The sequence below is a fragment of the Paenirhodobacter sp. YD-8 genome, from assembly GCF_056590935.1.
Map to the genome: position 1 here is coordinate 1,524,354 of NZ_CM152649.1, position 26,578 is coordinate 1,550,931.

The 26,578-nt window shown below is 66.1% G+C and carries 30 protein-coding genes and 1 tRNA gene; 21 read left to right on the forward strand and 10 right to left on the reverse strand.

The window, feature by feature from the left end:
• Positions 1-8: 8 nt before the first annotated feature.
• The 9 genes from AC0QTQ_RS07450 to AC0QTQ_RS07490 all read left to right on the forward strand — a co-directional run bounded on the left by AC0QTQ_RS07450 (position 9) and on the right by AC0QTQ_RS07490 (position 12,504).
• The gene (locus AC0QTQ_RS07450) at positions 9-6,593 is read left to right on the forward strand and encodes a hypothetical protein (RefSeq protein WP_480258932.1); all 6,585 of its coding nucleotides are present in this window, start codon (positions 9-11) and stop codon (positions 6,591-6,593) included.
• Entirely contained in the window at positions 6,590-7,480 is an 891-nt protein-coding gene (locus AC0QTQ_RS07455; protein WP_480258933.1) for a hypothetical protein, read from the forward strand. The genes AC0QTQ_RS07450 and AC0QTQ_RS07455 overlap by 4 nt, the downstream gene beginning before the upstream one ends.
• A 113-nt stretch (positions 7,481-7,593) precedes the next feature.
• Positions 7,594-8,532, forward strand: coding sequence for a pyocin knob domain-containing protein (locus AC0QTQ_RS07460; protein ID WP_480258934.1), 939 nt, complete (start codon positions 7,594-7,596; stop codon positions 8,530-8,532).
• Between the two features lie 15 nt (positions 8,533-8,547).
• Entirely contained in the window at positions 8,548-8,844 is a 297-nt protein-coding gene (locus AC0QTQ_RS07465) for a hypothetical protein (RefSeq protein WP_480258935.1), read from the forward strand.
• Between the two features lie 73 nt (positions 8,845-8,917).
• Positions 8,918-9,598, forward strand: a complete 681-nt coding sequence (locus AC0QTQ_RS07470; RefSeq protein WP_480258936.1) for a lysozyme — start codon at positions 8,918-8,920, stop codon at positions 9,596-9,598.
• The gene (locus tag AC0QTQ_RS07475; protein WP_480258937.1) at positions 9,595-9,960 is read left to right on the forward strand and encodes a bacteriophage spanin2 family protein; all 366 of its coding nucleotides are present in this window, start codon (positions 9,595-9,597) and stop codon (positions 9,958-9,960) included. The genes AC0QTQ_RS07470 and AC0QTQ_RS07475 overlap by 4 nt, the downstream gene beginning before the upstream one ends.
• Before the next feature lie 77 nt (positions 9,961-10,037).
• Entirely contained in the window at positions 10,038-11,090 is a 1,053-nt protein-coding gene (locus AC0QTQ_RS07480; RefSeq protein ID WP_480258938.1) for a hypothetical protein, read from the forward strand.
• Between the two features lie 18 nt (positions 11,091-11,108).
• On the forward strand, positions 11,109-11,723 hold the full coding sequence (locus AC0QTQ_RS07485) for a hypothetical protein (protein ID WP_480258939.1): 615 nt from the start codon (positions 11,109-11,111) through the stop codon (positions 11,721-11,723).
• A gap of 496 nt (positions 11,724-12,219) precedes the next feature.
• Complete coding sequence (locus tag AC0QTQ_RS07490; protein WP_147435526.1) at positions 12,220-12,504, forward strand: hypothetical protein; 285 nt, start codon at positions 12,220-12,222, stop codon at positions 12,502-12,504.
• Between the two features lie 12 nt (positions 12,505-12,516).
• Here the strand turns inward: AC0QTQ_RS07490 and AC0QTQ_RS07495 are convergent, their stop codons facing one another.
• From AC0QTQ_RS07495 to AC0QTQ_RS07505, 3 genes are all read right to left on the reverse strand, one after another.
• Positions 12,517-12,978, reverse strand: coding sequence for a thermonuclease family protein (locus AC0QTQ_RS07495; protein WP_480258940.1), 462 nt, complete (start codon positions 12,976-12,978; stop codon positions 12,517-12,519).
• Positions 12,979-13,049: 71 nt separating this feature from the next.
• Positions 13,050-13,448, reverse strand: coding sequence for a type II toxin-antitoxin system HicB family antitoxin (locus AC0QTQ_RS07500; RefSeq protein WP_480258941.1), 399 nt, complete (start codon positions 13,446-13,448; stop codon positions 13,050-13,052).
• A 45-nt stretch (positions 13,449-13,493) separates the two neighbouring features.
• Positions 13,494-13,682 (reverse strand): type II toxin-antitoxin system HicA family toxin, encoded by a 189-nt coding sequence (locus AC0QTQ_RS07505; RefSeq protein ID WP_480258942.1) that lies wholly within the window; start codon positions 13,680-13,682, stop codon positions 13,494-13,496.
• Between the two features lie 255 nt (positions 13,683-13,937).
• Between AC0QTQ_RS07505 and map the strand changes: the two genes are divergently transcribed.
• Both map and AC0QTQ_RS07515 read left to right on the forward strand, forming a co-directional pair.
• Positions 13,938-14,687 (forward strand): type I methionyl aminopeptidase, encoded by a 750-nt coding sequence (map, locus tag AC0QTQ_RS07510; RefSeq protein WP_480258943.1) that lies wholly within the window; start codon positions 13,938-13,940, stop codon positions 14,685-14,687.
• 115 nt (positions 14,688-14,802) lie between these two features.
• Positions 14,803-15,645, forward strand: a complete 843-nt coding sequence (locus AC0QTQ_RS07515; RefSeq protein ID WP_480258944.1) for a DUF3800 domain-containing protein — start codon at positions 14,803-14,805, stop codon at positions 15,643-15,645.
• Positions 15,646-15,893: 248 nt separating this feature from the next.
• Here the strand turns inward: AC0QTQ_RS07515 and AC0QTQ_RS07520 are convergent, their stop codons facing one another.
• Positions 15,894-16,148 carry a hypothetical protein gene (locus AC0QTQ_RS07520; protein ID WP_480258945.1) on the reverse strand — a complete coding sequence of 85 codons (255 nt, stop codon included), beginning with the start codon at positions 16,146-16,148 and terminating at the stop codon, positions 15,894-15,896.
• A gap of 103 nt (positions 16,149-16,251) precedes the next feature.
• Positions 16,252-16,671 carry a HigA family addiction module antitoxin gene (locus tag AC0QTQ_RS07525; RefSeq protein WP_480258946.1) on the reverse strand — a complete coding sequence of 140 codons (420 nt, stop codon included), beginning with the start codon at positions 16,669-16,671 and terminating at the stop codon, positions 16,252-16,254.
• 208 nt (positions 16,672-16,879) lie between these two features.
• On the opposite strand from AC0QTQ_RS07525, the gene AC0QTQ_RS07530 reads away from it, so the two are divergent.
• The 3 genes from AC0QTQ_RS07530 to AC0QTQ_RS07540 all read left to right on the forward strand — a co-directional run bounded on the left by AC0QTQ_RS07530 (position 16,880) and on the right by AC0QTQ_RS07540 (position 18,320).
• Positions 16,880-17,194 (forward strand): hypothetical protein, encoded by a 315-nt coding sequence (locus tag AC0QTQ_RS07530; protein ID WP_480258947.1) that lies wholly within the window; start codon positions 16,880-16,882, stop codon positions 17,192-17,194.
• 206 nt (positions 17,195-17,400) lie between these two features.
• Positions 17,401-17,955: a lysozyme gene (locus tag AC0QTQ_RS07535; RefSeq protein WP_480258948.1), complete on the forward strand. Its 555-nt coding sequence runs from the start codon at positions 17,401-17,403 to the stop codon at positions 17,953-17,955.
• The gene (locus tag AC0QTQ_RS07540; protein WP_480258949.1) at positions 17,952-18,320 is read left to right on the forward strand and encodes a bacteriophage spanin2 family protein; all 369 of its coding nucleotides are present in this window, start codon (positions 17,952-17,954) and stop codon (positions 18,318-18,320) included. Before AC0QTQ_RS07535 ends, AC0QTQ_RS07540 begins: the two co-directional genes overlap by 4 nt.
• A 137-nt stretch (positions 18,321-18,457) precedes the next feature.
• Here the strand turns inward: AC0QTQ_RS07540 and AC0QTQ_RS07545 are convergent.
• Positions 18,458-18,533 (reverse strand) — tRNA-Ile (locus AC0QTQ_RS07545).
• Between the two features lie 263 nt (positions 18,534-18,796).
• Here AC0QTQ_RS07545 and AC0QTQ_RS07550 point away from each other — a divergent pair.
• The 4 genes from AC0QTQ_RS07550 to rnd all read left to right on the forward strand — a co-directional run bounded on the left by AC0QTQ_RS07550 (position 18,797) and on the right by rnd (position 22,098).
• Positions 18,797-18,991 (forward strand): hypothetical protein, encoded by a 195-nt coding sequence (locus tag AC0QTQ_RS07550; protein WP_480258950.1) that lies wholly within the window; start codon positions 18,797-18,799, stop codon positions 18,989-18,991.
• A 60-nt stretch (positions 18,992-19,051) separates the two neighbouring features.
• Positions 19,052-20,098 carry a phosphoribosylformylglycinamidine cyclo-ligase gene (gene purM / locus AC0QTQ_RS07555; RefSeq protein WP_480258951.1) on the forward strand — a complete coding sequence of 349 codons (1,047 nt, stop codon included), beginning with the start codon at positions 19,052-19,054 and terminating at the stop codon, positions 20,096-20,098.
• The gene (gene purN / locus AC0QTQ_RS07560; RefSeq protein WP_480258952.1) at positions 20,095-20,682 is read left to right on the forward strand and encodes a phosphoribosylglycinamide formyltransferase; all 588 of its coding nucleotides are present in this window, start codon (positions 20,095-20,097) and stop codon (positions 20,680-20,682) included. Before purM ends, purN begins: the two co-directional genes overlap by 4 nt.
• A gap of 258 nt (positions 20,683-20,940) precedes the next feature.
• Positions 20,941-22,098 carry a ribonuclease D gene (rnd, locus tag AC0QTQ_RS07565; protein WP_480258953.1) on the forward strand — a complete coding sequence of 386 codons (1,158 nt, stop codon included), beginning with the start codon at positions 20,941-20,943 and terminating at the stop codon, positions 22,096-22,098.
• A gap of 38 nt (positions 22,099-22,136) precedes the next feature.
• On the opposite strand, the gene hisC is transcribed toward rnd, so the two are convergent.
• Both hisC and AC0QTQ_RS07575 read right to left on the reverse strand, forming a co-directional pair.
• Entirely contained in the window at positions 22,137-23,198 is a 1,062-nt protein-coding gene (hisC, locus tag AC0QTQ_RS07570) for a histidinol-phosphate transaminase (protein WP_480258954.1), read from the reverse strand.
• A 78-nt stretch (positions 23,199-23,276) separates the two neighbouring features.
• Complete coding sequence (locus AC0QTQ_RS07575) at positions 23,277-23,774, reverse strand: hypothetical protein (RefSeq protein ID WP_480258955.1); 498 nt, start codon at positions 23,772-23,774, stop codon at positions 23,277-23,279.
• 137 nt (positions 23,775-23,911) lie between these two features.
• On the opposite strand from AC0QTQ_RS07575, the gene AC0QTQ_RS07580 reads away from it, so the two are divergent.
• On the forward strand, positions 23,912-24,340 hold the full coding sequence (locus tag AC0QTQ_RS07580; RefSeq protein WP_480258956.1) for a SufE family protein: 429 nt from the start codon (positions 23,912-23,914) through the stop codon (positions 24,338-24,340).
• Positions 24,341-24,414: 74 nt separating this feature from the next.
• On the opposite strand, the gene AC0QTQ_RS07585 is transcribed toward AC0QTQ_RS07580, so the two are convergent.
• The gene (locus AC0QTQ_RS07585) at positions 24,415-25,038 is read right to left on the reverse strand and encodes a J domain-containing protein (protein ID WP_121531443.1); all 624 of its coding nucleotides are present in this window, start codon (positions 25,036-25,038) and stop codon (positions 24,415-24,417) included.
• A 133-nt stretch (positions 25,039-25,171) separates the two neighbouring features.
• Between AC0QTQ_RS07585 and AC0QTQ_RS07590 the strand changes: the two genes are divergently transcribed.
• Positions 25,172-25,420: a BolA family protein gene (locus AC0QTQ_RS07590; protein ID WP_480258957.1), complete on the forward strand. Its 249-nt coding sequence runs from the start codon at positions 25,172-25,174 to the stop codon at positions 25,418-25,420.
• On the opposite strand, the gene AC0QTQ_RS07595 is transcribed toward AC0QTQ_RS07590, so the two are convergent.
• On the reverse strand, positions 25,417-25,785 hold the full coding sequence (locus AC0QTQ_RS07595) for a DUF4177 domain-containing protein (protein WP_121531439.1): 369 nt from the start codon (positions 25,783-25,785) through the stop codon (positions 25,417-25,419). The two genes, AC0QTQ_RS07590 and AC0QTQ_RS07595, sit on opposite strands and share 4 nt — an antisense overlap.
• Positions 25,786-26,033: 248 nt before the next feature.
• Here AC0QTQ_RS07595 and AC0QTQ_RS07600 point away from each other — a divergent pair, with 248 nt between their 5' ends.
• On the forward strand, positions 26,034-26,576 hold the full coding sequence (locus AC0QTQ_RS07600) for a flavin reductase family protein (protein WP_480258958.1): 543 nt from the start codon (positions 26,034-26,036) through the stop codon (positions 26,574-26,576).
• The last annotated feature ends 2 nt before the right edge of the window (positions 26,577-26,578 follow it).

Here is a 26,578-nt window from a genome sequence, read left to right on the forward strand (position 1 = left end):
GCCCCGACATGTCGATGAGCAGCCCCGCAGCGATGCAGGTGAGCGCCACGCTCGACCTCTCGCAATACGAAAGCCGGTCGCGCACGCTGGTGGCGACGACGCAGAAGATGGCGGCGAACGTCAACCAGTCGATGGCCGGGATCTCGCGCTCGGTCGCGGGGTCTGGCACCGCCTTCGACCGGCTGCGCGCCTCGCTCGATCCGGCCTTCGCCGCCTCGCAGCGCTATCGCCAGATCCAGCAGGATCTGGCCGCGATGGTGGAGCGCGGCGACGCGACGCAGCGCGCGGCGAACATCGCGCTCGAGCAGGCGGCGAGCCGTTACATGGGCGTGGCCACCGCGGCCGAGCGGGCCGAACAGGTGCAGCGCGAGCAGGCCGCGGCGGTGGCGCTCTCGACCGGGCAATACGAGGCGCTGCGGGCCTCGCTCGATCCGGTCTATGCGAGCTCGAAGCGCTATGAGGCGGCACAGCAGTCGATGGCGGCCGCGGTCAAGACCGGCGCGATCACGCAGGGCCAGGCGAACCAGGTGCTGGACATGGCCGCGCAGAAATACCTGTCGGTCAATCAGGTTACGCAGCAGTCGACCGGACGGTTCGGCAAGCTCTTCGCGAGCGTGGGCGGCGGGCAGAATGCGATGAAGCAGTTCTCCTTCCAGCTGAACCAGGTGGCGCAGCAAGGCGCGGTGACCGGCAATTACATGCAGGCGCTCAGCATTCAGGCCGCGGACATGCTGACCGTGTTTGGCATGTGGGGCATCCTGGCCGGCGGGGCCATCGCAGTGCTCGGTCCGCTTGCCATGAGCTTCTTCAATTCCGGTGAGAAGGCGCGCTCGCTCAAGGACATCATCGGGGATTTGTCCTCCTCGGTCGGCGACATGAAGGGCGCGATCGAGCAGGCGGCCATCCCGATGGCGGCGCTGCGCAAGCAGTTCGGGGAGAACGCCGAGACGGCGCGCGACATGGCCATCGCGGTTCTGGGGCTTAACCGGATCACCGTGATGAAGGACATCACCGAGGCCACCAAGGGGCTGAACACCAGCCTCGCGGGGCTTGTCGAGCAGGTCGAGGTCTACCGGGCGGCGCAGCGGAACATGACCGCCGACGGCTCGACCGGCATCGCGATGATGCAGCTGTCCGAGCATACCGCCAAGACGCTTGGCGCCCAGTATGGCCTGACCACGACGCAGGCCGTCGACGTGGCCGACGCGCTGAAGAAGATGGGAGACACCGGCAACATCCAGAACGTCATCGACGGGTCCGCGGATCTGGTCCGGCTGCTCGGCATGGCGAAGGACGAAAGCGGGCGCATTCCCGATGGCCTCCTCGATGCCGCCAAATCGGCGGGTCAGCTCGCGGTGAACGCGCTGCAATATGCGGGCTACACCGAGCAGGCCGAGCGGCTGGCGAGCGGCCTCGCGATCAACCTCGATGATGCGCAGACCGCGGCGCAGCAGCTTGCCTCGGCGCTGTCCTCGGCAGCGGCCTTCTCGGCCAGTCTCGACGCGCAGGTCGCCTCCATCGGTGTCGAGATCGAGGCCCTGAAGACCAGGGCGAATGCCGCGAATGCGGTGATGGTCGCGGGGCTCGAGGCGCGGGCACAGGCGAACCGGAACGCCGCGGTGGCCGCCGGGGAAGACCTGCTCATCGCCAATGCCCGCTACGCCACCGACATGGCACAGATCGGCACCCTCAAGGATCTGCTCACCCAGCGGGAACAGCTGATCGAGAGCAACCGCACCGAGGCGCGCTCGGCCGGGTCGGCGATGCGCGCGGCCGAGCGGCTGGCGCGCCAGCACGAGCGCGAGCTCGAGGCGCTGCGGGCGTCGCTCGATCCGCTCGAGGCCTACCGGCAGAAGCTCGCGAAGCTGGTGCCGTTGCAGGCGGCGCTGTCGCAGGACGAGTTCGCGCGGGCGATCCGCGCGCTGAACGTCGAGCTTGCCGACAGCCTGCCGCTTGTGGGCGATCTGTCGGAGGCGATCTCGACCGGGCTGGTCGACGGCTTCGAGGGTGGGCTGAGCTCGATGACGGATGCGCTCAAGTCCTGGCTCAAGCAGGCGATCGCGCTGGCGATGAAGAACCAGATCGTCGTCGGCCTTGGACTGAACGGCTCGGTCTCGGCCGGCGGCACCGCGGCGGCGGCCGCGACCGGCAGCGCGCTGTCCGGGATCGGCACCGCCTTCTCGGCGCTCTCGCTCGGCATGAGCAACTTCGCGGGCTCGATCATGTCCTCCGCCTGGGGCTCGATCTCGGGCGCCTTCTCGGCGGGGCTTGCCGGGCTCTCGACCTCGGTCACGACGGCCTTCGCGAACCTCACCGGCAACGTCGGCGCGCTCCTGAGCGGGGCCGGCGGCTCGATCGCCTCCTCGCTCGGCGCGCTCGGCTCGGCGATCGGCGCCATCGCCGGCCCGGTCGCGATCATCGCCGGGCTGGTCAGCTTCTTCGGGACGAAGACGAAGCTCCTCGACGCCGGCATCAAGGCGGTGATCACCGACACCGATGTGCTGGTCTCGACCTACAAGCGGGTGAAGAAGACGAAGTTCTGGGGGCTCAGCTCCTCGACCAGCACCAGCACGAAGCCGGCGTCTGCCGAGGTGGCTGATCCGATCACTCAGGCGATCAACGCCACGCAGGCCTCGATCCTGTCGATGGCCTCGGTTCTGGGCATCGCGACCGAGACCTTCGACGCCTTCGCCTATGAGCTGAAGGTCTCGACCAAGGGCTTGTCGGATGAGGAGATCGGCAAGGCGCTTGCCGCGGCGATGTCGGACGCGGCCGATGCCTATGCGCTGATGATCGGCGGGCTTGATGACCTGATCGCGACGGGCGAGACCGCGACCGAGGCGCTCACCCGGCTCAGCACCGCGCTGACCACGGTCAACGGCGCCTTCGACACCCTCGGCTATGCGCTGCGCTATTCCGGCCTCGCCGGCGCGGCGGTGTCCTCGGCGCTCGAGGATCTGCTCGGCGGCGCCGACGGCTTCACCTCGGCGGTCTCGACCTATTGGGGCACGTTCTACTCGGCGGCCGAGCAACAGGCGATCCTGACCCGGCAGGCGGCGACGGCGCTGGCCGCCTATAACGCCGCGCTGCCGCGCTCGCGCGAGGAATATCGCGCCCTGATCGATGCGCAGGACCTGACCACCGAGGCGGGCCGCGCGCTCTGGGCCGAGCTCGTGGGCATGGCGGGGGTGATGGACCAGATCCTGCCGGCGGTGTCGGGGCTCACGGCCGAGCTCGAGACCCTGCTCGGCGCGGTCTCGACGAGCCTTGATGCGACGATCAACGCGGTCACCGAAAGCCAGAAGGCGTCGGCGACGGCCGCGGGAAACTGGTACAAGGCGGCGGACAGCATCGCCGAGTTCATCCGCACGATGCGCTCGACCTCGGGCGCGCTGGTCTCGCCGACCCAGGCGACGGCCTTCAGCCAGGCGCAATACCAGACCCGGCTCGCCTCGGCGCTGGCGGGCGATCTCGATGCGGTCAACGGGCTGACCAGCGTCGCGCAGACCTATCTCGACGCCGTGGGGGCGACCGCGGGCTCGGCGACCGAGCTGGCGCTGGCGCAGGCGCGGGTGCTGTCGGATCTCGGCACGGTGCAGGGCGCCTCGCAGATCGAGGGGGCGCGGTGGGACGTGATCCAGGGGCTTTACCAGGATCAGGTCGACCTGATGCAGGAGGTGGCCGACACGCTCGCCGCCGGCAATGCGCTGAGCGAGGCGCAGATCGCCACGCTGAACACGCAGCTCGGATCGCTCGACGACGCGATCACGGCCGCGGCGGCGATCAACTATGCCAGCCTGCAAAAGCAGATCGACCTGAGCATCACCGCGGTCGAGGATGCGCAGATCCCGGAGTATCTCAAGGCGCTGCTGCGCAATGCCGACACCGGCATCACCAGCACTATCGACTTCATCACCCGCTCGGATCTGACGCCGGATCTCAAATGGCTGGCGCTGACCGGGGCGAGCGAGATGGTGAAGACGGTGACCTATGCCGCCGAGAACGACCTCGGCGCCGATCTGACGCGGCTGGCGGTCGACACCGTCTCGACGCTGCGCAAGACGGTCCATCTGCTCGCCGGGGCCGGGCTCGATGCCGAGACGATGCAGGTGGCGCTTGCCGGCAACAGCGAGCTCGCCCGGGTGGTGACGGCGACGCTCGCGACCGACATCGACGCCCAGGCGAAGCGTCTCGCGCTCGGCACTGTCGGCGCCTATGGCGTCTCGGTCATGGCGTCGCTCTCGCCCGGGGTCAGCGCTGACGTGCGCCGGATCGTGATCGACGAGCAGGGCAGCTATGCCGCGCTGATCGAGGCCACGCTGGGCGCCGATCTCTCGGCCGATGCGCGGCGCATCCTGCTCTCCCAGCAGGGCCGCTATGTCGCCAATATCACCGGCGTGCTGGTCTCGGACATGGATGCCGCGACGCGGGCGCTGCTGCTCAACGCCAACACCTCGGCCGCCCGGGCGATCACCCTCGCGACGGTCTATGCGGGCAGCCTGACCGCGGCCGAGATCGCGCTGCTGAAGACGCAGGCGACGACCGCCTCGGCGACGATCCGGGCGGCGATCGACCTGACCGGGGTCTCGGCCACCGGGCTGCTCTACCTCGCGCAGATCGGCATGGGCAGCACCGCAGTGCAGAAGACGCTTTCCGGCACGATCGCGCTCTCGGCGCTGAGCGCGGAGGCGCGCCTGCTGCTGAGCGCGGTGAGCGAGACGGTGCAGAAGTCCGTTGCCTTCCGCGCGACCGGCAGCGCCACCGAGGATCAGCTGCGCCTGCTGGGCGCGGTCTCGGCCACGGTGCTGCGGGCGGTGAACATCACGGCAACCGGAAGCCTCACCGCGGCACAGGCCGCGATGCTTGGGGCCTCGTCGGGGACGGTGCAGCGGCTGCTGGCGCTTGCCGCCACCGGCACGCTCTCGACCGATCAGAAGACCATCCTCGCCTCGGCGGCCGCGACCGTCACCCGGGCGCTGATCCTGTCGACGACCGGGGGGCTGACGTCCGATCAGCGGGCCGTCCTGCTGGCCGAGACGGCCAATATCTCGCGCGGGCTGGCCCTGACCGCCACCGGCGCGCTCTCGACCGATCAGCGCTCGATGCTGGCAGCCGTGAGCGCAACCGTCACCCGGCAGCTGGCGCTCGCCGCTGGCGGGGCACTCACTAGCGATCAGCGCTCGATGCTGCTGGCGTCGTCTGGCACCATCGCCCGCGCGCTGGCGCTCACTGCGAGCGGTTCGCTGACCGGTGACCAGCGCTCGATGATCCTCGCCGACAGTGCCTCGATCTCCCGATCCCTCGCGCTGAGCGCCAGCGGCACGCTGACCACCGATCAGCGCCTCATGCTGCTGTCCGGCACGCAATATGTGGCGCGCGTGCTGGCGATGGCCGCCAGCGGATCTCTCACCACAGACCAGCGCGGCATGCTGGCGGCATCATCCGGCAGTGTCGCGCGTGCTCTGGCCCTGACCGCCACCGGCACGCTAACCACTGACCAGCGCACGATGCTGCAGTCCGGCACCGCGTATATCGCGCGGGTGATCGCGATGCAGGCGAGGGGCGTGCTGACCGACGATCAGCGCCGCATCCTGACGGCGACGACCGGGACGGTCGAGCGCACGGTCACGGGGCTGGTCAATCTCTCGGGCCTGACGGCACAGCAGCGCACGTTCCTCGGCGCAATCTCGGGCAGCACGAGCGGCACGCTGACGCTTGGCGGCAGCTTTCGCTTCGACCCGACCGCGGCCTTCTCGACCTGGTATGAGGCGACGACCGAGGCCTCGATCGCGGCGCCGATGACGGCGCTGCGCGGTGCGCTTGGCGATCTCGCCGCCGCCGTGCGCGCCGAGACCGCCCGCGCCGCGCATGAGACCGCGGTGACCGGCCTCAACACCTATGCCGCGGGGCTGACCAGGAATGCGCTCGGCAACTACTTCGTCACCGACGCCGACCTTGCCGCGATGGCGGGGATCATCGGCCTCGACACGACCGGGCAGACCGCGCTGCAGCTGCGCCGCGCCATTGCCGGCTATGACGCCGCCGACCTCCTGTCCTCGACGATCTACGACCCGACCGGCAACCTCGAGGCGGCCTATCTCGCCTCGGTCGCGCCACAGGACAGCACGCCCGCGCCGGCCTCCTACGCGCTCAGCGATTACCGGCTTCAGCGGGTCAGCCCCTTCGCCTTCCTCGTCACCGGCCCGCTTGGTGGACGGCGGCTCTTCAGCGCAGCCACGGAGGATCTCGTCAAAGACCAGATCGCATCGCAGGGCTTCCCCGCCTTCGCCCGCGGCGGCACCCATGACGGCGGGCTTAGGCTGGTCGGCGAGAACGGCCCCGAGCTCGAGGCGACCGGCCCGAGCCGGATCTACACCGCGGGCCAGACCCAGCGGATGCTGGGCGGCGCGAATGACGCGCTGATCGCCGAGATGAAGGCGCTGCGGGACGCCTTGCGCGCCGAGATCCGGCAGCTCCGCGATGAGCAGAGGCAACTTGGGATGCAGACAGCCGAGAACACGCGCTCCAGCGCAAAGACGCTCCGTAAATGGGACACGATCGGGCAACCGCCAGTGCAGGAGACCACCGCATGAGGCTCATCGAAACGATAGCCATCACCGAGGCGATGCTCCTGGCGTCGAATGTCGCCGAGACCGACGCCCCGGCCTGGGATGCCGGAGCGGGGTATGACGTCGCAGACCAGGTCATCCGCGGCCATGCCGTCTATCAGGCCGTCGCGGCGAGCACAGGACAGGACCCGCTCACCGATGCCACCAGCACCTACTGGGTCCGCCTCGGCGCGACGAACCGATGGCGGGCATTCGACAAGCTGATCTCTGACCCGGTGGCACAGTCGGGCACCATCACCTACAGCCTGCGGCCGGACATGCTCTCCGATGCCATCGCCTTCTTCGGGCTCAGCGCTGCCTCGATCCGCGTCGCGGTCACCGATCCCGTCGACGGGCTCATCTATGACCAGACCCGCAGCCTGATCGACGGCGGCACAGTCTTCGACTGGTGGAGCTACTTCTTCGAGCCGATCACCTATGCGGATCAGGAGATCGTCACCGGCATCCCGATCTACACCGGTGCGCGGGTCGACATCACCCTGACCTCGGGCGGCCTCACCGAGGTCGGCCAAATCGTGCTCGGTCGCGCGCAGGTGCTCGGCGAGACGCTGGTCGATACCGAGATCGGGATCGAGGATTTCTCGGTGAAGGAGCGCGACACATTCGGCAACTTCACCATCGTCGAACGCGCCTATTCCGACACCACGCGTTTCCGTTTCAGCTTCCCGACCGGTGATGCGCGCCGCATCCGGTCGATCCTCGCGCGGGTCCGCGCCACCCCCGCCGTCTATTACGCCGGCGACGAGACGAGCCAGTTCGGCACGACCGTCTATGGCTTCTTCCAGGATTTCTCGATCCCGCTGACGACCTCCGTCAGCTTTGGCAGCCTTGAAGTGGAGGGCCTTACATGACACTTCCGACGATCACCGCGACATTTACTGTCCCGCCCGCATCCCCGAGCCGGAACGATCCGGCAACGTTTCCGGCTCGCGCGGATGCCACGGTTGCATATCTCCCGACGTTCGTGTCGGACGCAAACAATGCCATTTCGCAGCTCAACGCTCTGGTAGCGGCGATCAATGCCTATGGCGACGGGTTCCCGCTGTTCGTCCCCACGGGTTCGGCCGTCGCGCCCTCGATGGCCTTTGCCGTGGATGCCGACACCGGCCTGTTCCGCGCCGGTGCCAACATTCTCGGCCTGGCGACCGGCGGGGTCGAACGGGCGCGGATCACCGCCGCCGGCCTGCAGCTCACCGGGCTCCTGAGCGGCACCGCCGTGGTGCAATCCGCCGCCGACACGACGGCGGGGCGCCTGCTCACCCCGGGCTGGATGGGGCTCGGGGCGACGTCCAGCCCGGCGCTCGACGACATCGACCGCTTCGACATCCCGCAGGGGTTCTGGTGGGTCTCGAGCGCCACCACGCTCGGCACGCTGCCGACCGGGGCGACCGTCGGCGACGGCGTGCTCGTGCTGCGGCCGACCCCGAACCAGACGACGCAGATCTATGCGACGCCCAACAACGGGCAGACCTGGATCCGCAAGAGCTACGCCGTCACCTCCTGGGGCCCGTGGCGCCGCCTCTATGACAGCGGCAATGTCCTTGGCACGGTGGGGCAGGCGGCGGGTGTGCCCACCGGCGCCGTGATCGAGCGCGGCAGTAACGCCAACGGCGAGTATGTCCGCTTCGCCGATGGCACGCAGATCTGCTGCATCGCCTCGCTTTCCATCAGCGCCGTGACGGTGGCGGCCGGCGCGATCTACACCTCGTCGGAGTTCACCTGGAACTTCCCGGCGGCATTCATGGCACCGCCCAATGTCTCGGCCTCGGTGCGCGCAAGCGGTGCCGTATGGGCCAAGGCCCGGCCGCTTTCTGCCGGCAGCGGCGGCATCACCGTGCTGTCCGCAGCCTCGATCGGCTCGGCCCTGATTGCCGAAGCGACGGCCATCGGCCGCTGGTTCTGACCGAAAGGACTTCTCATGTTTCTGATTACCCTGAGCCCGATGCGGCGCGATGATCCGCTGGCGGTTTCCGTCGCAGGCGATGTGCTGGTGCTGAACGGCGAGGTGATCGACCTTGCCACCTACACCGCCGACCCCGAGGCGCCGCACGACTGGATCGTCGGGCAGCCCGAGCAGGTGAACGGGGCGTGGCATGTCACGATCGTTCTGCCGCATGGCGCCGAGGCCCCCGAGGCGACCCGCTTCCCGGCGCCGATCACGGTGACCGCGGACGGCCCCGTGCCCCTGCCGCCGCACGATGCCCCCGCCGACTGACGCACGATCAAGACAACCCATGAAGATGCACCCGCCACCGGCGGGTTTTTTGTTGCCGGAAAGGGGCAGGACAGTGACGACTGACAAACTCGACCAGATTGCGACGCGGGCCGGATGGGCCACGATCCCGGGGGCGATCTCGTTCCCGGCGTGGTGGCCGACGCTCGAGAGCGCCTCGACCTTCGCCTCGCAGCTGGTGCCGATCGTGGGCTTGCTGATCGCGGTGGTGAACCTCGCGCTGCTGATCCGCAAGTGGCGCCGGGGCCGGGCCTTCTGCCTCGACGAGAACGGCGCCGCGGGCCGGCGCACCGTGGCGGGGCTCGGTGCGGTGCTGGCGCTTGCCGCGGCGGTCATCACTCCTTTCGAGGGGCGCGAGCTACGCGCCTATCGCGACATCGTCGGAGTCTGGACGATCTGCGACGGCGACACGCAGGGCGTGCGGCCGGGGCAGGTGGCGACGCCGGCCGAATGCGACAGCCGTCTGACCGCCCGGGTGGCGCAGTTCGAGCGCGAGATCCGGCCGTGTCTGCCGGCCGATCTGCCGCGTGAGACCCGCGCGGCCTTCGTCTCGGCCGCCTACAACATCGGCTCGGGGGCATTTTGCGGCTCGAGCATCGCGCGCCGGGCCCGGGCGGGCGATCTGCGCGGTGCCTGCGACGCGTTGCGGCTCTGGAACCGCGCCGGCGGGCAGGTGGTGCGTGGCCTCGTGCGCCGGCGGGAGGCGGAGCGCGACCTGTGCCTGAGCGGGCTGTGAGGCGGGCAGGGGGCACGCTGGCGCTCTGCCTCGCGCTTGGCGCCTGTGGCGCGCTGCCCGGGCTGCTGAACGGCCCGAAGGTCGCCGCGAACGGGCAGGCGGCCCGCACCGCAGCGCAGACGCTGGGCACCAGCACGCAGCGCGATCAGGCGATCCGCACCGCCAGCGCCGGTCGCGACGTCGTGCAATCGGCCGACGCCAATGCCGTGCGCGCGGGCCGTGTCGGGCGCGTGGTGGTCGAGGGCAACAGCCCGCCCTGGCTGATCCTCGCCTTCGCCGTCGCGCTCCTTCTCGACAGCCCGCTGCGCTGGCCCGAGCAGATCTGGCGCGCGGTCAGGGGGAGGCGCGACGGCACCGCCTGACGTTCAGACCGCGCCGACTAGTTCGCGCCGGACGGCTGAGCGCTAGTACTTGCTGTCCTCTCGTTTGAGTTGTAGCAATGTTCAATATCGCACATGTCCATGTAAATTTCATAGGTAAAAGACGAATGGCGGAAAGAAAATCGCTCACAGTGCATTACCGCAGAATGGAAGATCCAGTTGGAGCCTTGGGCGGAAATACACTCGAAACTCTCGTTAGAGCCGCAATGGAAGATATGCACGACGGTGGTGAATTGGCCGGACACTGGAAACGGCGCGCTTGGATCATGCCTCCCGAAAACTCAGATACGTTATTGATGAACGTATTCCACGATGATGGAACGAGTTTCTTCGGCGACTTGACCGTTTACACGAAGGGTTTCATGCAAGCTCTTCTGCGGGATGAATCCGATGCCGCTATGCTGCCTGTAGAACAACAGCCGCCTCCGCAAGGTCGTGAATATATCCATTCAATGATGTTTTGGATGCTTATCGGCAATCATGTTCTGACTATTCAAAGCCGATCACTCACCACAAAGCAGCTCGAACAGTATTTGACATGGTTACTTAAGGAGCGGACCTCCCAAATGGGAGCGAATGGGCAAGTGCTCCTCAATGCGAAATTTGATGTTGAAGACGTTGGAGGCGACCTCGATGACGTGCGCGAGATAATTGTCGGCGGCACCGGCGTCGTGCAAGCCGCACCCACGCACCTTCCTGAGCAGCCTGTCGAGGTTCCCGGCAGGGAAGTGGAGCAACACGTTGACGTAGACGCCAAGCGTTCGTGGGGTGAACGAGCCCTTAACGTTCTCCGTGCAATCATGAGTAACGAGGCAGACGTTCAACGCCTGCTCGAAAGCATTCCAGAAGGTGCCGACTTGGATGTTTCGGTTCACATCGGCTACAAGGCAAGAAAGCGACGGGTCAGCCGCGCTCCAATGCAGCAAGCGCTTCGGAACCTGCCAGATGGAGAGATAACGGCGGTTGGTAAGCTTGGGCGACAGAGTGGCAAGGATATCAGGCTCAGCTACCCGGTGCGCGTGTTGAACAATGGAAGCCTCTTGGACCCGGATGACGTCCGGTCTAAGCTCAGGTCTGCCTATGACTACTTCGTGGATAACGGCAAGATATAGAGCACAGACGGAACATAGATGACGTGGCTGCGGCAAAAATGGGATTTGGTTGGCGCCGCCGCAGTTGCGGCGGCTGGTTCTTGCCTTTTGCCCCACGATGCCGTCAAAGATGTGACAACTGAATTGATTGCTTTTTTCAGCATTCAATCAGCCGTAATTCTACCTGCAATGATTTTCACGGCAGGAATATTGAAGCCGGACGGTCTGGAGCTCGAAGAGGCCCAGCGTTACCACAAAGCACTTAAGAGCCAAATGCTATTTTGGGTGGTGCTCCTAAGCCTTGATTTCATCGCTGTGGTGTCCCTAATTGCGGGCAAAGCACTGAGCTGGAAACTTGATGTTAGTCTTCCTTATGTTGCTGCGCCTATCGACCTCGGGTGGGTCATGCCGAGCTTACTATATTTTTCTGGATCACTTGCGATATTTCGGACTATTCCATTCGTTGGGGGGGTGTTGAGCCTACTCGACTTGAATAGCGATATGACGCAAAAAGCGATACGTCGGCGAAATCGCCGCGAAGCTAATGAGCGGAAAGAAAAGGCGGCCCCCCGTCCGATGGAGCTGCCAAAAGGTTATGGAGACACGATCGAACCCATAGCGCATAGAGAAGACAGCACACAAAAAGACGATTAGTCTCTGCGCCGCGTTTCCGGGGACCTGCACTTCTTTGATGTTCTGCCATCCGGGGATGCGCTCCACGGTTTCACGGCGGGGCGCGTCGGGCAGCTCACCTGCCGCACGGTGCTCCTCGAGAAACTCCTCCATCGTCATGTTGTTCGGGACGACGATCACGCCGTCAGTGTTCACGCTGACGTTGAACTCGGGGGCCTCGCCGTCGCGGTGGCAGTGGCGGGCCTCGAGAGGAAACAGGTTAGCGACCACGTTGCCGCCGTCCGCCAGCGTCCGCAGGTTGCCCACCAGCGCGTCGTGCTCGCGGGCCGGCCCGCCCTGGCTGATCTTCGCCTTCGCCGTCGCGCTTCTCCTCGACAGCCCCTTGCGCTGGCCCGAGCAGATCTGGCGCGCGGTCAGGGGCAGGCGGGGAGGTCAATAGGCATTAGCCATGAAGCCAATCTTCACTTGACGCGCCGTCGAATTGGGTGCGTCGTCCCTTGCCGAAGGGGGGTGACCCATGAAACATTTGTTCATGATATTGGTCCTTTGTGTTTCTGCTCTTCTCTTTCCGGCTAACGCCCAGTCTGGGCAGCCCTTTCTGCCCCAATCTCTTCAGATTGAGATCGTCAAGCCGGATGCCGCGATCGATCTGTTAGGCCGGATCCAGAACCAGGAGCCGAAGGAAAAGGTCTTCAATGCAGCCTGCTGCAAAATCTGCCACAAGGGCAAAGCCTGCGGGGATAGCTGTATCAGCAGATCATACACTTGCCACAAGGGGCCAGGGTGCGCCTGTGACGGCTGAGATGCGCCACTGTCAGTGGTTGCGTCGCCAGTCCCAAGGCATTTCGAACTGACTGGCCCAGATGCCGCGCTTGGCCGATCGTGCCCGGTTCTCTGCGGCGACGTAGTCAAGAGAGTAATGGCGATAGGCGACAGCCCAGCCATTCTCGACCATCCAGGCATTGAGGTTGGTTCCACGGGATCTGCAGATCGCCACAACACGTCCATAGCGATCGACGTCCCGAGGTTGGCAGGAAACAGGTGCTCGGCCGATCTGGTCTGCCAGGGCATTTGCGGCATCTGTTCCGCAGGCCCAGGGTTTTCCCGCGACGTAGCACCGCTGCCGCCCCTCAGGGCAGTCGATGCCATGAAGCCTGATGCGCTGGCCGTGAATATCGATCGTGTCGCCATCAATCACCGAGGCTGTGCCGCTGATATCGGCAGCCTGCACCGCGGTTGAAAAAAGGAAGGCGGAAATGAAAGGCAGGAATTTCATCGGAAATGGCCTTTGAAATGTTGGTTCTTGCGTTGAGAGCCGGCCTGCCCCTAGCTGGCCATCACTGAACGTCAGGGAGCGCCAACCAGTTCGCGCCTGGCGGCTGAGGCGAGGAAGGACGAACGGGTCATGTGCCGCGATCGGGCGGTCTCGTCGATGGCCCGCAAGAGCCCGCGCTCGATCGAGATATTGACCCGGGCGAGGGCGGTGTCCGCCGGGATGTAGGGCACCGGCATCAGCACGGCGCCGGCGGCGAGTTCCTCGGCCACCTCCGGGCGCTTGCGGATGGTCTCGATCGACGCGGCCTCGACATCGGGTTGATCCTCGAACCAGAGATCGAGCGCCTCGGCAGTGGCCCGGGGGATGTCGTCCCAACTGTCCGCGGCGGCAAAACAGCCGGGAAGATCCGGGAAGGTCAGGCCGTAAGCACTGCCCTCGTCGTGATGCACGAGCGCGGTATAGTAGCGCATCTTGTCCTCCTTGACGTGGATGCGGAGAGGCGATGGTGACGGGGCCTAGAGCAGCCCCGCCTGTCGGTAGATGCTCCTGACGGTGCCAAGCGGCAGGTCCTTCTTCGGGTGGGGCAGGATCACCGTCCTGTCGCCCTTCCGGAGCTTATGGTGATCGCCTTTGACGGACACCACCTCGAACCCTGCGTCTTTCAGAACCTTCAGGAGCTTTCGGGAATTGGTCTCGAGCTCCATCGCCCCTCCTTCGTGGGTATTTATATACACACTCATTCCGCCGCATCAAGCGGATGTGTGTAATTAAGTGTGTTCATTTTTCTGACGTTCATGGCTGGGCGCAGCAAAATCCTGGGCCAAATGTCGTTGATGCGGGCAAAGCTGCCGCTCAGTCGGTGCTGCAGCAAAATCCCCGCGCTCGTTCAGGCAATGCAAACCTTGCCGGAATGCACTATCGTGGTGCTGCCCTGTCTCCCCAGCGAAAGAGCGTTTGTCATGACGATCACCAACGAAGATGAACTGGATGGCATGAAGGCCATCGGCCGGATCGTGGCGAACACGCTGAAGATCATGTCGAATGCGCTCGAACCCGGCATGACGACGCGCGAACTCGACGAGATCGGGCGCGAGGTTCTGGAACGCGAAGGCGCCCAGTCGGCGCCAAAGCTCACCTATGACTTCCCCGGAACCACCTGCATCAGCGTGAACGAGGAGATTGCACATGGGATCCCCGGCGGAAGGGCCATCGCCCGGGGCGACCTGGTGAACATCGATGTCTCCGCGTCGAAGGATGGGTTCTTCGCCGATACCGGGGCGAGCATGCGGGTGCCTCCGGTGCGCGCATCTCTCGACCGCCTGTGCAAGGACGGCAAACGGGCGATGCAGATCGGAATTGCACAGGTCGGCCACGACAAGCCGCTGGCCGGGATCGGTCAGGCGATCGGGCGTTTCGCTTCCGCGCGCGGTTATACCCTGATCCGCAATCTTGCCAGTCATGGTGTCGGTCGTTCGCTGCATGAGTATCCGGAAGAGATCGCAACCTGGCCCACGCGACGTGACAAGCGCCGCATGCACAACGGGATGGTGCTGACGGTCGAGCCTTTCCTGTCCCGGGGCGGCCTGATGGCAACGGAAGGCGATGACGGCTGGACCCTCTATAGCCATCCGCGTGCCTTGGCGGTCCAATACGAACACACCATCATCGCGACACATGGCACGCCCGTCATTGTGACTCTGCCGGGGTAGCTGCCTGGCATTTAGGAAAGCAGAGGCTCTCTCGAAAGCCGAAAAGAACGCGAAGCGGAGCAAAAGCGTCTTCTCAATACTTGACGAATCCCCATTGCACGCGGCTGATCTCTGCATGGATTATGAATATGTGCTTTATGTTGATGAAGCCGGTGATGACGGGCTCACAAAGGTCAAGCCGATTGACCAGAACGGTGCGAGCGAGTGGCTCGTCATCACCGGCTTGATGATCCGGGCACATGATGAGGGCAACTGCCGAAAATGGCTTGATCAAGTTCGCCAAGACATTTCCGCTACGCAATCACAAACACTGCACTTCCGAAAGTTAAGTCCATCGAAACAACGACGTGCGGCTGAGATGCTCGCGACGTTTCCGATTAGGGTATTTTCCGTCTGCTCGAACAAGAAAAACATGCGCGGATACAATAATCAGCGCGCCTCTCAGGCAGGAGGAAAGCAGTGGTTTTATAACTGGGTTGTCAGGATCATGATGGAACGCTCCACGAATTATTGCGCTGACAACTCCTTCCGAAAGCTCGGAAAGCACACCAAGATGAAAGTAGTATTCAGCGCCAGAGGTGGACACTCCTACGGGCAAACGAAGGCCTATTGGGAGCTCCTTCGCTTCCAGGAGATGACGGGACGAACTTACCTCAATTGGCACACTATGAACCACGAAGTGCTCAGTTTCGACTTGGTTGACTACGTCCCTCACTACATGCATGCGGGCCTCCAACTCGCTGACGTAGCGGCAAGCGCCTTCTATCAAGCCGTTGAAACCAGCTCGCCTAGATGGTCTCCCGAGCCAGCTAAGGCGCTGTCACCATGTATGGCAAGGCATGAAGGTGAGGTCTGTGATGTCGGTCTCGTTCTTCAACCACATGCGATCGACAAGATTGGCCTATCACGCGATCAGCGATCGATATTCGAACACTATGGCTATAAATTCAGAAGTTAGGTGCGGGTCCCGGCTTGTGTTGATCTGCCGCTAAAGGCCGAAATCCGATGCCCGACCGTCAGCAAACCCGAGCTTCAGCTATCGTGTAGCTCACCAAGGCCCCGGCGCCCCCGCGCTTCTCAGAGTAGCTGTGAAATCTGACAAACTCAACAGGTTATCTGCTCGCTTCCGGAAGGGAAGGAGTGCTTCCTCTATGCGTCAGAGCTGCCGCGACTCCTGCATGATCGAGCCTAAAAGTCAGCCCCTGCTCAGTTCTGGTCAAGCAGTTTCGCGCAGAAAGTGAATGGTTGCCCCGCGAGGCTGATCTTCCTCGGCACCCCCTTGCGCTGGCCCGAGCAGATCTGGCGCATGGTCAGGGGCAGGCGGGAGAGAGTGTGAGAATTCACTTTAATCCCCGCGGGCGCGGGGAACGGGCCGCGCCGCTCTTCCATGCGGTGCAGCAGCGCCGCGAGCGCATCGCTGGCCTCCCGGTCGTTCACCTCGATCAAAAACGTGCGTTCCATGTTGAATTCTCACAGTTTGCGGGCTATATAAGCAGCGTCGGCATGGCGATGATCGTGGTGGTCCTGGTAGCTCCCCGACGCGATGGCTGTCCCACGGCGGCCATCATTTTCCCCTCTTGAATACCAGCTTCCCTCCCCGACGCTTGTCGAGCAGGCCGATATCTGGCTGCTTGTTCGGTTCATCCCCGCGGGCGCGGGTCAGCAGGTCATAGGTCATCTGCAGGTTCATCCAGAACTCTGGCGTGCTCCCGAGCGCGCGCGACAGGCGCATCGCGGTGTCGATGGTCATCGAGGTTTTTTCCTCGCACAGACGCTCGATCCGGGTGCGGGGGACATGGATGTGCTTCGCGAGCTTGCCCGCGCTGATCCCCATTTCGACCAGGACTTCGTGCTTCAGGATTTCACCGGGATGGACCGGCCTTTGCCGCGCGGTCTTGGTGTGCTCCTTTCCGTGGTCATCTTGCCAAGGATGAACGCAGGCGCGCCGGCGTCGTGCGACCTGAGACCGCGACGAAAACTGCATCAGAAGCGTTTACACAGAAACCTTTAAGTCATTGATTTCGCGTCTATGCCGTTTCGTCCACTTTACGCCGCAGCCCGTTGAAAACGCGCGGTTGTCTTGCTTCTGAGCAGGATTGACCTGTCCTGCTGGGATCTGTCCGGCGCCCGCATTTCGAAACCGGTCGATCTGACCATCCGCGGCCGTTGGGCCTGACCGAAAGAAGTTTCCCATGTTCCAGATCACCCTGAGCCCGATGCGGCGCGACGATGCACTGGTGGTTTCCGTCGCAGGCGATGTGCTGGTGCTGAACGGCGAGGCGATCGACCTTGCCACGCTCCCGCCGGGCGGGACCCTGCCGCGCGCCGAGGCGGGCAACGCCTGGATTGCCTCGGACATCGTCCGGCGCGAGAGCGGCGAGATCGCGCTCACCCTGATCTTGCCGCATGGCGCCGAGGCCCCCGAGGCGACCCGCTTCCCGGCGCCGATCACGGTGACCGCGGACGGCCCCGTGACCCTGCCGCCGCACGATGCCCCCGCCGACTGACGGGCGATCAAAACAACCCATGAAGATGCACCCGCCGCCGGCGGGTTTTTTGTTGCCGGAAAGGGGCAGGACAGTGACGACTGACAAACTCGACCAGATCGCAACGCGGGCAGGCTGGGGGACGATCCCGGGGGCAATCAGCTTCCCGGTGTGGTGGCCTTCGCTCGAGAGCGCCTCGACCCTGCGCCTCGCAGCTGGTGCCGATCGTGGGCTTGCTGATCGCGGTGGTGAACCTCGCGCTGCTGATCCGCAAATGGCGCCGGGGCCGGGGCCGGGCCTTCTGCGTCGACGAGAGCGGCGCCGCGGGCCGGCGCACGGTGGCGGGGCTCGGCGCGGTGCTGGCGCTTGCCGCGGCGGTGATCGCCCCCTTCGAGGGGCGCGAGCTGCGCGCCTACCGCGATATCGTCGGCGTCTGGACCATCTGCGACGGCGACACGCAGGGCGTGCGGCCAGGGCAGGTAGCGACGCCCGCCGAATGCGACAGCCGTCTGGCGGTGCGCGTGGCGGCCTTCGAGCGCGAGATCCGGCCGTGTCTGCCGGCCGAGCTGCCGCGCGAGAACCGCGCGGCCTTCGTCTCGGCTGCCTACAACATCGGCTCCGGCGCATTCTGTGGCTCGAGCATGGCGCGCCGGGCCCGGGCCGGCGATCTGCGCGGCGCCTGCGACGCGCTGCGGCTCTGGAACAAGGCAGGCGGGCAGGTGGTGCGCGGCCTCGTGCGCCGGCGGGAGGCGGAGCGCGAGTTGTGCCTGAGCGGGCTGTGAGCCGGGCAGGGGGCGCGCTGGCGCTCTGCCTCGCGCTTGGCGCCTGTGGCGCGTTGCCCGGGCTTCTGAGCGGCCCGAAGGTCGCCGCGAACGGGCAGGCGGCCCGCACCGCAGCGCAGACGCTGGGCACCAGCACGCAGCGCGATCAGGCAATCCGCACCGCCACCGCCGGCCGCGACGTCGTGCAATCGGCCGACGCCAATGCCGTGCGCGCGGGCCGTGTCGAGCGCGTGGTCGTCGAGGGCAACAGCCCGCCCTGGCTGATCCTCGCCTTCGCCGTCGCGTTGCTGCTCGACAGCCCTCTGCGCTGGCCCGAGCAGATCTGGCGCGCGGTCAGCGACTGGAATGCTGGTGGGAAGATCTAGGTCATTGAGCATGGCCTTCGAACGTCTGAACCAGAAGATCAGAAAGCCCATAAGCAAGAAGTAGTGTCCCACGGCGTTTTTTTGCGTGGGACACTACTTCTTTAACTGGTTAATTTACCACATAAATTTTCATCCGGTGGTAGGCCCGGAGGGACTTGAACCCCCAACCAAGGCGTTATGAGCGCCCTGCTCTAACCATTGAGCTACAGGCCCCCGGTGTGGTTTTGGATTACGGGGGAATGCCGGCGCGGTCAAGATTTCCGGCGCTGTCAGGGATTGCAGTTTCCGCTCGGACGGCTGCCGTCGGTGCTCGATTTCGGGCACAGAGATGTCGACATGCGGTTCATCGCAAGGGCGTTCTTCGGCGGATGGGCGCTGTTTGGGCAGTCCTTGCACCTCATTGGGGGGATTGGCGGCGCAGCGCACCGTTCGCGGCAGCCATCCTTGACAGTGCTCTCACTGACACGGCGCTGCAAGTGACCTTGCAACCGCTGGGCCGCGCGGCAGTTGTTCCGCTGCAATCCCCTGTCCCGATTATTCCTCGGGCTTTGACGATCAATGCCCTCTCGTTTCTGCTCTGGGCAGCGGTGCTGGCGCAGCTTCACGAACGCGGCCTGCGAAGCGAAGATCCCGCGCCGGCCGAAACGCAAGCCGAAGCCTTGCAGGAATGATTGCCTGCCTGCGCCCTTTGCGCTAGGGCTTCGCGCGACGGAATCCCCAAGGAGAAAGCGATGAGCGAGGGCAAGAACGGGCTGACCTATGCCGATGCGGGGGTCGATATCGACGCGGGCAATGCGCTCGTCGAACGGATCAAGCCGGCCGCGAAGCGCACGACCCGGTCGGGCACGATGTCGGGGCTGGGCGGTTTCGGCGCGCTCTTCGACCTGAAGGCAGCGGGTTACACCGACCCGATCCTCGTTGCCGCGACCGATGGCGTGGGCACGAAACTGCGCATCGCCATCGACACCGGCAATGTCGACACGATCGGCATCGACCTCGTCGCGATGTGCGTCAACGACCTCGTCTGCCAGGGCGCCGAGCCGCTGCTGTTCCTCGACTATTTCGCCACCGGCAAGCTCGATGTCGATCAGGCCACCCGGATCATCGAGGGCATCGCCGAGGGCTGCGCGCAGTCGGGCTGTGCGCTCATTGGCGGCGAGACCGCCGAGATGCCCGGCATGTATGCGAAGGACGATTTCGACCTTGCCGGTTTCGCCGTCGGCGCGATGGAGCGTGGCGCGGATCTGCCGGCGGGCGTGGCCGAGGGCGATGTGCTGCTTGGCCTTGGCTCGAATGGGGTGCATTCGAACGGCTACAGCTTCGTGCGCAAGGTGGTCGAGCTTTCGGGCCTTGGCTGGGAGGCCGAGTGCCCCTTCGCCGACGGCACGCTCGGCGCCGCGCTGCTCGCGCCGACCCGGCTTTACGTCAAGCAGGCGCTTGCCGCGGTGCGGGCGGGCGGCGTGCATGCGCTCGCGCATATCACCGGTGGCGGCCTGACCGAGAACCTGCCGCGCGTGCTGCCCGAGGGGCTGGGCGCGACGATCGATCTGTCGTCGTGGCAGCTGCCGGGCGTGTTCCGCTGGCTGGCCGAGACCGCGCAGATGGCCGAGCCGGAACTGCTCAAAACCTTCAACTGCGGCATCGGCATGATCGCCGTCGTCGCCGCCGACCGCGCCGCCGAGCTGAAGGCGCTGCTCGAGGCCGAGGGCGAGACGGTCACCGTGATCGGTGCCGTCACCGCAGGGCATGGCGTCGCCTACACGGGCGCGCTTCTGTGAAACGCGTCGCGATCCTGATCTCGGGGGGCGGGTCGAACATGATCCGCCTCGTCGAGACGATGCAGGCCGAGGGCTATGCGGCGCCGGTGCTGGTCGCCTCGAACGACCCCACGGCGGCGGGGCTCGCGAAGGCCGCTGCGAAGGGGGTTCCGACCGTCGCTGTCGACCACCGCCCCTTCGGCAAGGATCGCGCCGCCTTCGAGGCGGAACTGCTGAAACCGCTGCTGGCGGCCGAGCCCGACGTGCTGTGCCTTGCGGGCTTCATGCGTGTGCTGACGCCCGGCTTCGTCACCCGCTTCTCGGGGCGGATGCTGAACATCCACCCCTCGCTTCTGCCGAAATACCCGGGGCTGCACACGCATCAGCGTGCCCTCGATGCAGGCGATGCCGAGGCCGGCTGCACCGTGCACGAGGTCACGCCGGTGCTCGACGATGGCCCGATCCTCGGCCAGGCGCGGGTGCCGGTGCTGCCGGGCGACGATGCCGACACGCTCGCCGCGCGGGTGCTGACGATGGAGCATCAGCTTTACCCCGCCGTGTTGCGCCGCTTCGTGGCGGGGGACCGGAACCCGGTTCTGCTCTGACGCCGCCGCGCCCGGCCGCAAGCCCGGCGCCTCCGGCGGAGGTATTTCCGGCAAGATGAAAGCCCATGGCCCGGTCCTTTCGCGACCGGGCCTTTTCTTGGGCCGAATCCTTCCGCCGGAGGCCCCGCGCCGCGCCGCGGGCCCTGCCGGAGCAGGTATTTGCATGCCGGGCCCCGCAAGCGCCTTTTCTTTCCGCTGACGACTCCCTAAAGGTCGGAAAACAACGGAGTGCGGGATGACCCCGCGGACAGGACGCCGATGCAGACCATCACCACCACCGAAGCCCTCGCCGAATTCTGCGCGAAGGCGAAAGCCCAGCCCTACGTCACCGTCGACACCGAGTTCCTGCGCGAGCGCACCTACTGGTCGAAGCTGTGCCTCGTGCAACTCGCGATCCCGCCGGCCAAGGACGGCGAGGCGGTGCTTGTTGACCCGCTGGCCGAGGGGCTCTCGCTCGAGCCGCTCTACGACCTCTTCCGCCACGAGGCGACGGTGAAGGTCTTCCATGCCGCGCGTCAGGATCTCGAGATCTTCTTCGTCGACGCGGGCCTCTTCCCGAAGCCGCTCTTCGACACCCAGGTCGCCGCGATGGTGTGCGGCTTTGGCGAGCAGGTCGGCTATGAGACGCTGGTGAAGAAGATCGCGCGCCAGGCACTCGACAAGACCTCGCGCTTCACCGACTGGTCGCGCCGGCCGCTGACCGACGCGCAGAAGGTCTATGCCGTTGCCGACGTCACCCATCTGCGGGTGATCTACGAGTTCCTGTCGAAGGAGCTGCAGAAGTCGGGCCGCCATGTCTGGGTCGAGGAGGAGGAGGCGATCCTGCTCTCGCCCGACACCTATACCACGCTGCCCGAAGACGCCTGGCTGCGGGTGAAGACCCGCACCACCTCGGGCCGGTTCCTCGCCGTGGTGCGCGAGCTGGCGCGCTTCCGCGAGGGCTATGCGCAGAACAAGAACATCCCGCGCTCGCGCATCTTCAAGGATGACGCGCTGCTCGAGCTCGCCTCGACCCGACCGACCACGCTCGACGAGCTGGGCAAGTCGCGGCTTCTGCTGCGCGAGGCGCGGCGGGGCGACATCGCCGACGGGATCATCACCGCGGTGAAGGCTGCGCTCGAGATGGAGCCGGAGAACTATCCGCATGTGCCCGACGAGCAGCACCAGCTGCAGGTGAACACGGCGCTGGCCGACCTGCTGCGCGTGCTGCTGAAGGCGAAATCCGAGGAGACGGGGGTGGCGGCCAAGCTGATCGCCACCTCGTCCGATCTCGACCGCATCGCCGCGGGCAAGCGCGACGTGCCGGCGCTGACCGGCTGGCGCGCCGATGTCTTCGGCCGCGATGCGCTGCGTCTGGCGAAGGGCGAGATCGGCCTCACCGCTGCGGGCGGGGCGGTGCGCGTCGTCGTGGTGTAAGACCTTTCGGGCCCGGCTTGTCCGGGCCCGACTGCCGCTCAGGCGGCGGAGATCGCGTCGATCTCGGCCAGCAGCCGGTCGCATTCGTCGGCGGTGCCGATCGAGATCCGCAGCCAGTCCCGCGTCCGCCCCTTGGCGAAATGCCGCACCAAGATGCCGCGCTCGCGCAGCGCCTGCAGCATCTGGGCCGCGCCGAGGCCCGAGGGGGACGCAAAGACGAAGTTCGCGGCCGAGGGCAGCACCGCAAAGCCGCGGGCCTGAAGCCCCGCAGTCAGCCGCGCGCGGTCGGCCATCACCTTGTGCCGCGTCTCGTCGAACCAGGCCATATCCTCCCACGCCGCCAGCGCGCCCGCGAGCGCCAGCCGGTCGAGCGGGTAGGAGTTGAAGCTGTCCTTGATCCGGGTGAGCCCCTCGATCAGCGCGGGCTGGCCGAGCGCAAAGCCCACGCGCAGCCCGGCAAGGCTGCGCGATTTCGAGAAGGTCTGCACCACCAGCAGGTTGTCATGCTGCGCAACCAGCGGTGCCATGCTGTCCGCGCCGAAATCGACATAGGCCTCGTCGACCAGCACCACGACATCGGGATTGGCGCGCAGCACCCGCTCGATCGCGGCCGGGGGCAGGGCGATGCCGGTCGGGGCATTGGGGTTGGCGATCACGATGCCGGCGCAGGGGCCCGCGAGCGCCGCGGTGTTCAGGCTGAAATCGGCATCGAGCGGCACCTGCCGGAACGGGATGCCGTAAAGCGTGCAATAGGTCGGATAGAAGCTGTAGCTGACATCGGGGAACAGAAGTTCTCCCTTGCCGCGGAAGAAGGCGTGGAAGGCATGGGCCAGAACCTCGTCCGAGCCGTTGCCGGCAAAGACGTGATCCGGGTCTAGGCCGAAGCGCGCGCCGATCGCGGCGCGCAGCGCCGCCGCCGTCGGGTCGGGATAGAGACGCAGCCCGTCGCCGGTCGCGGCCCGGATCGCCTCGATGGCGCGGGGCGAGGGGCCATAGGGGTTCTCGTTGGTGTTGAGCTTGACGAAGGTGCGGTCCTTCGGCTGCTCGCCCGGCGTATAGGGGACAAGCGCCTCGACCCCCGGGCTCCAGAACCTGCTCATGCTGTGCCTCCGCTTGTGGCCGTTCCGGGCCGCAACCTAGCGCAGGCCCGGCATCGCCACCATGGCGAAAAGCGGCACTCAGCGGCTGATCGAGCGCTCGTTCTGCGCGCCGACCACCACGATCTTGCGGGTGTCGGCAAGGCGCACGTTGTTGATGAAGGCGGCCGCAGTCACCGTGCGCGAGCCCGCGTTCATCACCCGCTGCGCGGCGGGCGAGCCGGGCTCGGGCGGGGCCACGACGAAGCGGTAGGTGATCACGCCATCGACCGGGCGGGCATCGTCGTCGGCCTCGAGTGCCGCGCCCCACCAGCCCTGCGTCGGCGGCAGGCCGGTGACCGAGACGATCGCGCCGGTCGGCGTGCGCTTGATCTCGAGCGTGCTGACCTCGGCGACGAGAACGCGGTGGTCTTCCTTGGCCTTGAGGTAGCCGCCCTTCGGTTCGAGCGTGGTCGCGGTCGATTGCGAATGCCCGAACCAGTTCCGCGGGTTGACCCGGCTTTCCTTCCAGCCGCCGCAGCCGGCGAGCGCGACGGAAAGGGCGAGCGGAAGGACAAGGGCGGGGCGAAGCGGTTTCATGGCGTCTCCGGTCTGGTGCGTGCGGCAGGCGCGCGCTTTGCCCTTGGGTAGCCGATCGCGGGGCTTTTGAAAAGCCGCCACTGGACCCTTCCGGCGCACGGGGGTAGGCAGGGGAAAACCCGTGCAAGGAGGGGACCATGGCCAGCGCCGCCTTCGAGGAGATCGCCGAAACCTTCGACTTCCTGGATGACTGGGAAGACCGCTATCGCCACGTCATCGAACTGGGCAAGGCGCTGCCGGACATGGACCCGGCGCTGAAGGTGCCGGCCACCAAGGTCGAGGGCTGTGCGAGCCAGGTCTGGCTCTTGCCGCGGATCGAGGGCACCGGCCCTGCCGCGCGCTTCGACTTCGAGGGCGAGTCGGATGCGATGATCGTCGAGGGGCTGATCGCGGTCCTGCACGCGCTCTATTCCGGGCTGACGGTGTCCGAGGTGCTGGCCGTCGACGCCAAGGCCGAACTCGGCCGGCTCGGGCTGAACGAGCATCTGAGCCAGCAGCGCTCGAACGGGGTCGCCGCGATGGTCGAGCGGATCCGCAAGCTTGCGGCCGAGGCTGCGGCGGGCTGAGCGGTGGCCCGCTGAGCGGGCAGGGGCGGCCACCGATCTGCGGAACGAAAACGGGGGGCCTGCGCCCCCCGGTTTCATTTGAAGTTGCGGCTGTCCTTGAGCTGGTCCCAGGCCCAGACCACTTCCTGCAGCATCTCCTCCTGGCTGCGGTCGCCGCCGTTCATGTCGGGGTGCAGCACCTTGATGAGCGCCTTGTAGCTCTTGCGGATCTCGGCCTTGGTCATGCTGTCCTTGGCATCGAGAATATCGAGCGCGCGCCGCTCGGTCGGCGGCAGCTTGCGGCCGATGACGGTGCGGCCGGGGTTCTGCGTGGCATTCTCGCCCAGAAGCTCCTGCGGGTCCGAGATCCCGTGCCGGGCCCAGCCCATTTCCTCCTTCGAGCGCCCGAAGGGCTTCGTCGGCCGTTCCCAGACCGTCGCATTCTCGAGGAAGCGCTGGAACTCCTCTTCCGACTGACCCTGGAAATAGTTCCAGTTCAGGTTGTACTCGCGCACGTGGTCCTTGCAGAACCAGAAATAGTCGTCGAGCACCTTCGGGCTTTTCGGCGCCCGGTACTGGCCGGGCTCGGTGCAGCCCTCGTGGTCGCATTTGCGCGTCGAGGTCTCGAATGCGCCCGACATCCCGCGCTTGCCCTTGGTCCGGCGCTTCTTGTCGGCTGCCGCCGATATGTTGAAGCCGAAGGGATCGGTCCCGCTCATGTCTGCCTCACGTCCTGTTCGCATTCCCTTGTGGCGGCCCGCTTGACGGGGCCGGCCGACTCGGGCCACGCAGTCTAAGCAATTTGACACCGGGCGAAAGGGGCGCAGGACGATGACGGGCGGAAATTCACCGGTGGCCGACGAGATCCGGGCGCGGCTTGCGGTGTTGGCGCCGAGCCATCTGGAAATCATCGACGAAAGCGCGCGTCACGCCGGCCATTCGGCCGCGGCGGTGGCGGGGGAAAGCCATTTCCGGCTGCGGCTTCGGGTGCCCTCGCTTGCCGGAGCCTCGCGGATCGCGCGGCACCGGGCGGTGCATGCCGCGCTCGGGCCCGAGCTGCTGGCCCGGGTCCATGCGCTGGCGATCGAGTTCGAGGATTAGACCTCTTCCTCCTCGGCCGGGCCAAGCCGCGGCGCCTTGCCCTCGGGCGCATAGACCGAGAGCATGCGCGCGCGCCGCTCGGCGGCGCTTTGCGCGGCAAGCGCGGGGGCCTCGCCGGCGGCATCCGGACCACGGAACGGGCGACGGAAGACGAGCAGGTTGTGGAACACCGTCGTCTTCGAGGTCAGGCCCGCGCGCTCCTCGGCCGGAAGCGTCTCGGCGCGCCAGTATTCCCAGCCCTCCGCCGCGAACTCGTTCATCGTGAGCGTGAGCGCATGGGCGAAACGTTCCGCCCCGGTCTTCAGCCCGCGTTCCTTCTCGCCCCGTTGCGGGGCGGGGATCACCTTGTATTCATAAGCCTGCATGACGCACCTCTTTGCGGGGCCGTTGTTACCGAGTTGAGCGGGACGGTCAAGGAACGAAGGGGTGAGCCGCGAAAAAGCGGGGCTGCGGTGCAGCACCGCCGCGGCGAACGCCCCGACCGGGAAGGGGCGACCGGGGCAAAGAATCGGCCGCCAGGCCCGGACCGGAGCAGAAGCGGCGGAAAACCCCACTTGCGCTTTTGCCGCGGCAGCGTTGAGCATGGGGTCTGCAAGGCGAGGGGGGGCCGGCAATGGAAGAGATGCCGCTTGGCAAGGCGTTCACACTGCTCGAGCCGGGGCCGGTCACCTGGGTGGTGACCCATGACGGCCGGCGGGCGAACGTGATGACGATCAGCTGGACGATGGTGCTCGATTTTGACGCGAGCTTCGCGATCTGCACCGGGCCGTGGAACAGCTCCTATGCCGCGCTCGAGGCGACGCGCGAATGCGTGATCGCGATTCCCCCGGCCGAGCTGCTCGATGCCGTGGTGGGGGTGGGCACCTGCTCGGGCAAGTCGGTCGACAAGTTCGCCCGCTTCGGCCTGCATACGCAGCCCGCGCGCCATGTCCGCGCGCCGCTCATCACCGACTGCATCGCCGCCGTCGAGTGCCGCGTCGTCGACATCGTCGAGGCGCACAGCATCGTCGTGCTGGAGGGCGTGGCAGCCTGGACGACCCCGGCGCTTCGGGGCGCGCGGATGCTGCATGCCGTGGGCGACGGCACCTTCGTCGCCGATGGCGAGCATTTCGACCGCCGGGTGCAGATGGCCTCGAAACTGCCGCCGGGGCTCTGAGC